Annotated in this window: 8 protein-coding genes and 1 pseudogene; 3 read left to right on the top strand and 6 right to left on the bottom strand. The window is 43.0% G+C overall.

What is annotated here, in order from left to right:
* Positions 1 to 156: 156 nt before the first annotated feature.
* Both OGY01_RS07855 and OGY01_RS07850 read left to right on the top strand, forming a co-directional pair.
* Positions 157 to 2,349 carry a type I secretion system permease/ATPase gene (locus OGY01_RS07855; protein WP_286492792.1) on the top strand — a complete coding sequence of 731 codons (2,193 nt, stop codon included), beginning with the start codon at positions 157 to 159 and terminating at the stop codon, positions 2,347 to 2,349.
* Complete coding sequence (locus OGY01_RS07850; protein WP_200013202.1) at positions 2,346 to 3,521, top strand: beta-barrel domain-containing protein; 1,176 nt, start codon at positions 2,346 to 2,348, stop codon at positions 3,519 to 3,521. Before OGY01_RS07855 ends, OGY01_RS07850 begins: the two co-directional genes overlap by 4 nt.
* 73 nt (positions 3,522 to 3,594) lie before the next feature.
* Here the strand turns inward: OGY01_RS07850 and OGY01_RS07845 are convergent, their stop codons facing one another.
* A complete protein-coding gene (locus OGY01_RS07845) occupies positions 3,595 to 4,446 on the bottom strand; it encodes a MarR family transcriptional regulator (RefSeq protein ID WP_286492791.1) in 852 nt (283 codons plus the stop codon).
* Between the two features lie 1,023 nt (positions 4,447 to 5,469).
* Positions 5,470 to 5,812 (bottom strand): annotated as a pseudogene (locus OGY01_RS07840) (ISNCY family transposase); the annotation flags it as partial.
* A gap of 895 nt (positions 5,813 to 6,707) precedes the next feature.
* On the opposite strand from OGY01_RS07840, the gene OGY01_RS07835 reads away from it, so the two are divergent.
* A complete protein-coding gene (locus OGY01_RS07835; RefSeq protein ID WP_286492789.1) occupies positions 6,708 to 7,352 on the top strand; it encodes a DUF6058 family natural product biosynthesis protein in 645 nt (214 codons plus the stop codon).
* Positions 7,353 to 7,624: 272 nt separating this feature from the next.
* Here OGY01_RS07835 and OGY01_RS07830 read toward each other — a convergent pair whose 3' ends face one another.
* The 4 genes from OGY01_RS07830 to OGY01_RS07815 form a co-directional block, all read right to left on the bottom strand.
* Complete coding sequence (locus OGY01_RS07830; protein WP_286492787.1) at positions 7,625 to 8,968, bottom strand: ISNCY family transposase; 1,344 nt, start codon at positions 8,966 to 8,968, stop codon at positions 7,625 to 7,627.
* A gap of 333 nt (positions 8,969 to 9,301) precedes the next feature.
* A complete protein-coding gene (locus OGY01_RS07825; RefSeq protein WP_187252446.1) occupies positions 9,302 to 9,835 on the bottom strand; it encodes a DUF2514 family protein in 534 nt (177 codons plus the stop codon).
* Positions 9,832 to 10,332: a lysozyme gene (locus tag OGY01_RS07820; protein ID WP_279574381.1), complete on the bottom strand. Its 501-nt coding sequence runs from the start codon at positions 10,330 to 10,332 to the stop codon at positions 9,832 to 9,834. The genes OGY01_RS07825 and OGY01_RS07820 overlap by 4 nt, the downstream gene beginning before the upstream one ends.
* Before the next feature lie 19 nt (positions 10,333 to 10,351).
* Positions 10,352 to 10,480: an HP1 family phage holin gene (locus tag OGY01_RS07815; protein ID WP_234625634.1), complete on the bottom strand. Its 129-nt coding sequence runs from the start codon at positions 10,478 to 10,480 to the stop codon at positions 10,352 to 10,354.
* Between the last annotated feature and the right edge of the window lie 55 nt (positions 10,481 to 10,535).

Genomic DNA, 10,535 nt, shown 5'->3' with positions numbered 1-10,535 from the left:
AACTCACGCAGCTATTCATTTCTTTACATAAAAATTGATAACAAACAGAAAAATAAAGATTTTTTTCTTTTTTATTAGGATTCTGTTCGTATTGATATATCAATTAAATGACATAATTTCGACGCGTGACAATGTTGTTGGATAGGAAGTAGCACTATGAAAACTCATCCGCTTTATGAGCCATGGCTACAAGCCATGCTTATTATTGCGAAACATTACCGGCTTGATTTTTCGTTAGAACATGTCCGGGTGGTGATTAATCACGAAAGCCAGTCACCGCGTCAACAAGTCCTGGAAGATATGGCTCGCCATTTGGGATTAGGATTGAGGAGAGTTTCGGTGAATGCCGAATTACTCGACCCCTGGCGTTTGCCGTTAATTGCTGAGTTTACTGGCGGTCAAATTGCAGTTATCAACCGGATGGATAAAGAGGGGAATGTTAGTCTTCAATTCAGCGGCGATAGTGGTCTTGAAACAGTATTAACGCGAGAGGAGCTTGCAACGCGCCTGCTAGGGGGGGTCGTGCTTCGCCCTCTTGAGTCAACGCCAGACGCACGTGTTGATGATTATATCAAACCTTATGAGAAAAACTGGTTCTGGCAACTGGCGCTGAAAGACTGGCGCCGTTATGGCGATATCATGCTGGTGGCGATGATCGCGAATGTACTGGCGCTTTCAGGCATGGTGTTTTCTATGCAGGTGTACGATCGCGTAGTTCCGTCACAGTCGGAAGCAACGCTATGGGTCCTCTTTGGAGGGGTCATGGTGGCTATTACCTTTGAGTTCATCATGCGTATGCTACGCGTCCATCTTTCAGATGTAATTGGTAAACGCGCAGACCTGCGGATCTCAGAACGCGTATTTGCTCATGCTCTGAGAATTAAAAATGGTGCGCGGTCAAAATCCACGGGCTCTTTCATCGCTCAAATCCGCGAGCTGGAATCGGTGCGAGAGTTGATTACCTCCACGACTATCGCGGCAATTTCCGATCTCCCCTTTTTCCTGTTGTTCGTTTTTATCCTCTGGATGATTGGCGGGCCGCTTGTGCTGGTGGTATTGCTGGCCGTTCCGTTGCTGCTAATCCCTGGACTGCTGGTACAACGTCCGTTAGGACGGCTCTCCAGCGAAGGGATGCGCGAGTCGGCTATTCGTAACGCCACGTTGGTAGAGGCGGTACAGGGTCTTGAAGATATCAAGCTGATGCGTGCTGAGCAGCGTTTTCAAAATCAGTGGAATAACACCAATGATGTCGCCGCTAATGTGGCAATGAAACAGCGTTGGCTAACGGGGTTACTGCTGACCTGGACCCAGGAGGTTCAATCCATCGTTTATGCTGTGGTGCTGCTGATAGGTTGTTATCTGGTGATTAGTGGAGATATGACCACCGGCGCGTTAGTGGGTACCTCTATCCTTGCATCACGCACAATTGCTCCACTATCACAAATTTCCGGCGTGCTCTCTCGCTGGCAGTCAGCGAAGGTTGCACGTAAAGGGCTTGATGATCTGATGCAACGGCCAGTTGACGATCCGCAATCCGGCAAGAAAGTTCATAAAGCCCATCTGCGCGGAAATTACGTCATGGAAGACGTGAGTTTCTATTATGATGAGGAAGAAAAACTTGATGTATTAAATATATCACGTCTCCATATTCAAGCCGGAGAACGTATTGCCCTGCTGGGACGTAACGGCTCAGGGAAAAGTACGCTTCTGCAACTTCTTGCGGGTATGCAGGAACCACAGCAAGGTTCCATCTTACTTGACGATATCTCACTCAATCATCTTGACCCTGCTGATTTACGCCGGGACATGCAGCTACTAAGCCAGCAGGCTCGCCTGTTCTTTGGCTCAGTGCGTGACAATATTATAATGGGCAATCCCTTAGCGACTGATGAGGAGATCCATCAGTCGCTGGTGATAACAGGAGCATTGGATTTCGTTCGTAAACAGAAAATGGGTCTGAATTACATTGTAAATGAGGGCGGGGCTGGTCTGTCTGGCGGTCAGCGACAGGCGCTATTACTCGCCCGCGCACTCTTAACATCACCTAATATTTTGCTGCTTGATGAACCGACGGCCTGGCTTGACGAGGTGAGTGAGAAACAGTTTATCGGCAGTCTGAAAGGCTGGTTGGGAAAAACGCGCACACTCATTGTCGCTACACACCGCTTACCTATCCTTGAACTGGTTGACCGCATTATTGTGCTGGATAACGGCCGAATTGTTATGGATGGACCACGAGATAGCATTCTTCGTGAACATGGTATGGCTCCACAAAAAGCGGGCCAACGTACGGTAACAATGAAAAAAATGACTTCTCAAAAAACGGTAATTAATGAGGAGGGCGTATGAGCGATTTCAGTCGTTTTAACAGTCGTCTTCAGGAGCCTCATCTTCCTCGCTCTAGTCTGGTGGTATGGAGCGTGGTGTCTATGCTTGTTGTTTTCATCGCGTGGGCAGGTTGGTTTCAACTTGATGAAGTTACAACCGGAAGCGGTAAAGTAGTGCCTTCTTCACATGAGCAGGTTATCCAGTCGCTGGAAGGCGGAATCATCCACAAATTGCTTGTTCAAGAAGGCGATATCGTTGAACGCGGGCAGCAGGTTGCACAACTGGATCGAACAAAAACAGAATCCAGTGTTCTGGAAAGTGAATCCCGGTTAAATGCGGCGCTGGCAACTGCTTCACGTTTGACTGCCGAAGTGAATGGTACAGAACTTACTTTTCCGGCTGAGCTGGATGATTATATCGACCTGGTCAGACAAGAGACGGCACTTTTTACTTCACGCCGCGAAAGCCTGGAAAAGGGGGTTGCTGGATTACGTCAGGGAATGACGTTGGTCCAAAGAGAGTTGGCTCTTACTCAACCTTTGGTAAAGCAGGGGGCTGCCAGTAATGTGGAAGTTCTTCGCCTGCAACGGCAAAAGAACGAATTAGAAAACAAAGTGACAGAAATGCAGAATCAATACTTTGTGCGCGCACGTGAAGAATTAGCCAAAGCGAATGCCGAAATTGAAGCGCAACGTTCCGTAATGAAAGGTCGTGAAGACTCTCTAACCCGGCTGACTTTCAACGCACCGGTGAGAAGCATTGTTAAAGATATTGATGTAACGACAGTCGGCGGTGTTATACCGCCAAATGGCAAATTGATGACTCTGGTTCCACTGGATGATCAGATGGTTATTGAAGCGAAAATCTCGCCCAGAGATGTTGCATTCATTCACCCTGGACAAGCGGCGTTAGTTAAAATTACAGCTTATGACTATTCCATTTATGGAGGTCTTCAGGGTGAAGTAATGATGATTTCACCGGATACAATCCAGGATGATGTAAAACGCGATGTCTATTTTTATCGTGTCTATATCAGAACTAACACTAATCACCTTGAAAACAAACAGGGTAAAGAGTTTCCAATATTTCCTGGCATGATTGCTACTGTTGATATAAAAACGGGCAGTAAATCGATACTCGATTATTTGTTAAAACCATTGAACAAAGCAAAAGAGGCGCTACGAGAAAGATAAAAAAAGCGATCGACGTAAATCGAACGCTTGTAACTTATTACAGGATAACACGAAGGGATGGCATAAAATTTAACTATTTTTCAGGATGTAAATTCAGATAATGCATGACATACGAAAAATATAGACCTGTATAGTTTTCGACGAGTTGAATAAATGATGGGTAAATTTCAATCAATCCATCTGCTCTTTCTTTGAGGTAACCAGTGTCTTGGGCAACTTTTATAATTTTGCTGACATGAATCCGTGACACAAAAAATTCTTTGGCCAGTGCATTCGATGAGTAATTAATGATGGCCCCTCGAGTGGTCATATTTTCTATGGCTTGCAAGTAAAGATAAAGCATAATCATTCGCCCTCCATCTTTTCCAATAAATACTCCGACTTCGGGTAGATTTTCTTTGAAGGTCACTCCGCGAAAAAGGTATTGAGCCGCTCGTCTGAAAAAGTCTTGTCGGGGCACTTCATCATCCAGTAAATCTACCGAGATATTATATTCGGGATAGAGCAAATTCAACGGCAAAAACGCGCCAGACATATATCTTTTAAGTTCATCAATTCCTTTTTGTGTTGGCATAATCAGGACTTTTCTTCTGTCTTCCGGGCTACGCCATGTTTTAATTCTGTTCGTCGTTTTCAATAGGGCAATTATTGCGATGACGCTATTAGGGCTGGCTATTTTATATCTGGAACAAAGTTCTTTAATATCTGACACGCATGATGCTTGGTTGCCAAAAATAAAGCAGCACACTGAGAGTGCAATGTTTAACCTTGATTCTTGAAGCATTACTTTGTAGAACAAAGGTTGCTTCTTATAAAGTTTATCATTGATTTGATAATGTTCTCTTATGGCAGCCCTAAATTTAGGATTGTCTTTTATAATGTTTTTTCGATGAAGCAATGCCTCTGAAGGAGTTTTGGCTTTCATATGGTAGACCTATGTTTAATTATTTAAATAATGTTGATGTGTTGATGTGTTCAGATAGCTCGCCATCAATTTATTATACATTGGAAATAATAATATTACTTTTAATATCTAATCATATTATGAACGTAAGGTGATATTTGATAAGTTCACCACAAAGTTCAGAAGTCAAAGAATATCGTAGCCTGGCTTAAATGACATGCAGGAGGACTCAGACACTCTATTTTGATAATGTTCTCTAGCCTTTTCTTTGTTAATTTTTTTAACACAATATCGAGCTGTATACGAAGCCGATTCGAAAGAAAATCCTGCGCCAATGGAATGGCCATGTGGCGATAATTCCCTAAGAATATTGGATATGAACTGATAATGAAGGCGGGCTAATTTCGAGCCATATTCACCATAGCCTAAATAGCTGATTTTATGATTAAAGCATTTACGCAGTAGCTTAAAAAACAAAGTTAAGTTTGGGCGGTAAAGAGTTGGAAGGTCGTATTGTTTTGAGACCAGGTATTGTCTCTGAATGTATTTTGGCATTAATTCTTTTTCGAATCACCTTTATATTAGCTTTGAAGTTAATTCTGATTTTAAATATTACCATCCATTTATCACATGGATTGATTTAAACATGCTTTCAAATTATTTACAGCAATCCGTTAAGTATTCTTTATATCTTTTATGTCTGTAGTAATCATGAGCAGATAAAAATTCCTTATTCGCGACTTTGTAATAATTACTTGAATATAACAAACGCATTACTGGTCTAACCACAGTTGAGTGCATTATTTGAGAGTCAACTCTCGATATTTCATTCCCTTCAAATTGATAGTCAATGTCACGCCATCTCTAAGTCTATGATTTAATTAAGATATTGTAATATCTGTTTTTCCATTTGCATTGGTGACAACCTTTCTGAAAATTGTATTTATCTCTGCAAAGCATAACTCGATTACGTCTAATTTAGAATATGTCGAATTTGAATTTTCAGTTTTGAAGGAATAATATTATACTCATATACATCTGAAAACTCTCCTCGTTGTCGCGTTTATTTGAATCAGTTTAATAAATTCTAGTGCGCGTCCGAGTCGCTTGTTGTCGACGATAGCGCCCTGGTCGATATCTGAAAGGCGATCATAAGTGGAGTAGGGAAGAGCAGTCGCGTTGAGCCGGAGCTCTTTTCTCCCATCTGGATAGTGCCAGACTTCGATATATTTCCCGATGGTCCTTCGGCTTAGCTCAGAGTCTTCAGTCAGATACAGTACTTTGTCATATTGCACTGTCAGGGATTTTGAAACACGACGGGGTTCCCGCCACGTGAAAAATGCTGCCAGATTATCATCATTTTCAAGCGGCTATGGACATCGAAGTTGGGCACGTTCTACACGGCCTTTGGTAGAGCTTGTTTTCGCGCAGATAGTCTGGATAAGTGTGTGTGGCGGTATCAGCTTGGAACTGGCCTACATTCAAAAACAGCTAATGCCGAAGTGGGCAAAAGTTAAAGCACAAAAGAAGAAGCGTTCCAGTTTGCAGTAACCAGAATCACATCCAAGCTAATGCACAGGCTTGTACAATCCAAAATATGAAACAGGTTCTGATGATGTCTGTCAGGTAGATGAAGAAGCTACAAGCCTGCACGGACTCTCGAACGCAGTGAGAGTTTGGCCATAACGTTCCTCGGTCTGAACCAGAGGACGCAAGACAATCCAACTGTTATGCTAACTGAACTGAATTACTATGCACCAGTCTGGCTACAATTCTCGCCACCTGACATTTGTTAAAGCAAGTTTAAAATGTCACCTGTTTTTCCAAAGTTGAAATGTCACTTTTCAGAGAACAGTTCTGCTGCATTGTATGTGCAGGGAAAGTGGGGGATATGGAGGGAAGAGCAACTGTAAGCAATCCAGGAGTCCTAACTTACCCACAAGAAAATGGACATCGTTAGCGGTAAGAGACAAGTAAGGTGATTAGCCATTGCATCACCGCCAAATCAATCCGTCCTATGTCACCACAGACCATTTACTATGGGTTACTGGTGAGGTAACTGCACAGCGATCCGCTTTGCATAATTGCTTACAGTTGCAGTACAGATGATAAAACAAAATCGTGGTACCTTCAAAACGATTGCCTGAGACATGATTCCGCCAAGTAATGTGGAAAAGTGGAATCGGAGCGACAGAAATATCACGTCAGCTGAAAGTTGCTCGCTCAGGTGTTTATAAAATAATTAATGAAGCAAATAACTTTTGAATAGTAAGGGGAACAAAATGGAGTTAATTGACGAGTATTTAAATTTGAATTTTATATCAGAGGGCGATTTTCTGGTGCAAAATAAATGTTCACATAGCGATCTTTTAAGATGGCAGGAAAATAAAATACTACCAACCGCGTCCTATACAACAAATAATAATGCTAAAATAACTTCTTTCTTCGGAACGTTCGATTTCAATAGTGTTGAAAAATGGTATCCAATAGGACTTTGTGAATGGGTATGTCAGATAAAGGATGTACATGAAAACCCATCATCATTAAAAGATATATTTTTTAAAAGATATAAGAACAAAATCAACGAGTTAAATCTTTGCGGTTTAAGTGATTGTATTTACAAGAATGAATCAGAATTCAGTGTTTTGTTGGAGTCCGAATGGCAACATTTCCTTAATGGAACTTATGGAGTATGTACGAAAGACAGTTCACCTGAGCATATTGCAGTTAAAGATATGACTATCCGTATAATTGACAGAGTAACGAATAAGCAACGAAAAGAATCTGTTTTAGGTGATGATCTAAAATTACTCACCATATCAGTTAACCTTTTAGATGCTGTCAGTTCTCCATTTGCACCACATGAGCGAAACCGTAGTTCTCGTAAAAGATGTGTCGAATTAGTTCGAGAAAAATACATAAATTGAATGATGTGACTTTTTTAAGCCACCACCAACATGAAAGTGGTGGCTTAAATAGTGGATTTCATTCGCAAGTCGAATGCGGGTGTAAAATAAATAATAAATTATCTCCTTAACTGTATTAGCTCAACCCCCGTCTACAGACTCAATGGATATATAGCTAAATCAGGTTCGACACCGATTTCTACAACGTTAGAGGAACATCTGAAGTCTGGCGACTACTCATCTATTGAAAATGCATTAAAATGCTACAAATGCCTTTATAAATTTAGATGAAATTATCTTTTCAAACTCGCACGAAATTCTTTTGGATTAGCTAAAACTGGATTAATTGCTCGTAACTGTTCCTGTTTACGAGCCTGAGCACGTCGCTTCGGCATCTTTGTGCTTCGTTCACGTTTACCATTGCGGTCGAGTTCATCCATTTTGTCCTGAGCAAGTCGAAGAACGGCACCAAGCCGTTTGTTATCGACGATTTGCCCCTGGTCAATACACTCCAGCTTGTCGAATATCTGGTAGGAGAGGGCGCGGTGACCGTATTTGAAGGCAAGTGTGCCATCAGGATAATCAAAGACCTTAATATTCTCCCCAGCTATCCTGGTATTTTCCTCTGATGGTTCAACCAGATATATCATCTTATCGTAGCGGAATGTCAGTGATTTCGAGAGCTTACGAGTTTCCTGCCATGAGAAAAAATCATCCAGGTCAACACTGGTTTCTGTCACAGGACGGTGCAGATTTTTGGGGTATTTGGGCGTTTTAGCGAAGCGCCGGTTAAAGTCAGTAATGAACGTTTCCAGCCAGACATTAGCTTCTTCGATACTGCTTATTGTATTGAGGCGCATTTCTTTGATAAGCCTGTCCTGTAGCGTTTTGTTGGCTCGTTCAACACGACCTTTAGCCTGGGGGCTATTTGCACAGAGAAGCTCAACACCAATATCATGCAGGACACGACCGAATTGAGTACCAGATTTGCTTCCAGCAGCGTGGTTCACTCGAAAAATACCATGTTTGTCACTGTAAAATGCCAGTGGTTTACCGTGTGTTTCAATATATTCACGGGTAGCAATCATGTAGTCAAAAGCTGATTCGGTTTCACCGAAGCGAAGATGCATGATGCGGCCAGTGGCATCATCGACAAATACCAGAAGACAGCATTTAGGCGCACGTCCTTCAAACCAGTCATGAGGCGAACCATCTATTTGCACAAGTTCACCAAGGCAGTCACGGCGATAACGAGGCTGATACACTCGTGGTTTTCGACGTGAGTATGGAACCCACAATCCGTCAGCTGCCATCCAGTTACGCAACGTTTCAACGGATACCGAAATATCGTGTCGTTCACTGAGTTTTTCTGCGGCAAGAGTTGGCCCAAAATCACTGTATTTTTCGCGTAGCAGCGCCAGAATCCGAAGCTTAAGTGATTCTGGAATCCTGTGATTACCTGGCTGGCCACGGCGAAGACTGACTAATCCTGAAACGCCTGACTCACGGTAACGATTCATTAGGCGCTGAACCTGTCGTTCGGTGAGGTTAAGTTGATGGGCTGCATCACGACGACGCATGCGTTTATCGATAACTGCCTGAATAACGTTGATCCGGTTTAGCTCTTTATCTGACATGGTCACAAGCATCCTGATGTCTCCACTGCAACAAGGTTCAATCCTTTATGCCAGAAAAAGTGACATCTCTAAATGGGTAGAAAGTGACATTAGAATATGGGAGCTACAACATTAGTGCGCATAATGTATATTATGTTAAATGGCGTGGCGTAACGCGTAAGTCGCTTGTAATCTACGTTAAAACAGAGAAAGCCTTCTCTTCCATGCCTTTCATCGTATATGTAGTTCACTTCTAATGCAACTACAAACAAGCGACCAACATCACAGCCCCGCCCTTTTCATTTCATCACCCCTTTTATCAATCACATACGGGCATTAATTGATCCGTTTCGATCACTCAACAGATCTCGTTACGGCTTCATAGGTGCGCTCGCAGACACTCCCGGCGCTTGCGGCTGCATCAGCATACTTAGCGATTTCTCCCGCGCGGCGGTCAGATTCTTCGTACAGGTCGGCAAGCAAACTTGCGGTTTCGGCGGCTGTCTGCCTTCTTGCGGCATCTGCGGAAATGCGGCTTGTTTCACTGGCTGCGAGTTCACGCCTGATATTGGCAATTGCTCCGCGCAACTTGTCAGCAGCATCGTTAGCAGCAACGGCATCAGCCTGAGCTTTTTGTTTTTCCTTTTCAGCATTATTGACGATTTCCTGTGTTTCTTTTTGACGGCGCAATTCTTCATTACGCTGTTCCTTTTCCAGTTTAAGTTGCGCGGTTCTGTCAGCTTCATCGCGCTTTGACCATTCAATCTGCCAGTCTTTGCGCTCCGCTTGTTTTCCAGCATCATAAGCCTGCTGGTGAATTACATAACCTGTCCCGCATAAAACTGACGCAACCAAAAAACCAGTTAAAAGCGTGTATCTGGTTTTCATTTGTCCAAACCCCAGCACGTTAATTCAGATTCCTGGTCTCGCCGGATAACCTGACCGTAACAATTATTCTCACGGATGCGGCAATCACGCCCAGCGTCATGCACCCAGCGTTTTATTTCTGCGCATGCCCCGAATCTGTCCCCGGCATTTAGTTTTCTGTAAAACGTTGATGAGAAACATTTACCAGGGCCAATATTCCACGGACAAAATGATGCAATGCCAACTTTCTGAGGTTCGCTTAGTGGCACATGAACATTTTTATCAACCCACGCCAGCGCTTTAGCCTGTTCAGCTTTATCTATCTTGTCACACTGTTCACGCGTTAATTTCATGCCTTTGATTACCGGCTTTCCATTAACGTAAGTCACACCGCCGCAAATAGTCCAGATTCCCCGGCTTTTGTCCTGATATGCTGTCAGGCTTGTACCTTCTTTTTCATGCTGAAATTGCGCCATCATCACAGGAGCGCTTGCCCCGGCTGCAATAAGTGCCAGCATTACCGCGCTTAGTTTGCTTTTATTCACAATTAATATCTCTGGCTGTTGAACGTAAAAACTTTTTATGCTCGTAATACCAGTTGACAAAAAAAGTCCCTATCGTGCAGAAAATACCCGTTAATACCGCCCATTCATTTAGAGATAACATTGCCATTGCGACTGTAATCACTCCTACGCGGTATTTAATCCAGTCCCAAAACTTA

The sequence above is a fragment of the Citrobacter sp. Cm038 genome, assembly GCF_030333105.1.
Classification (GTDB): Bacteria; Pseudomonadota; Gammaproteobacteria; order Enterobacterales; family Enterobacteriaceae; genus Citrobacter; species Citrobacter murliniae.
This window is presented reverse-complemented; position numbering and strand designations above follow the sequence as displayed.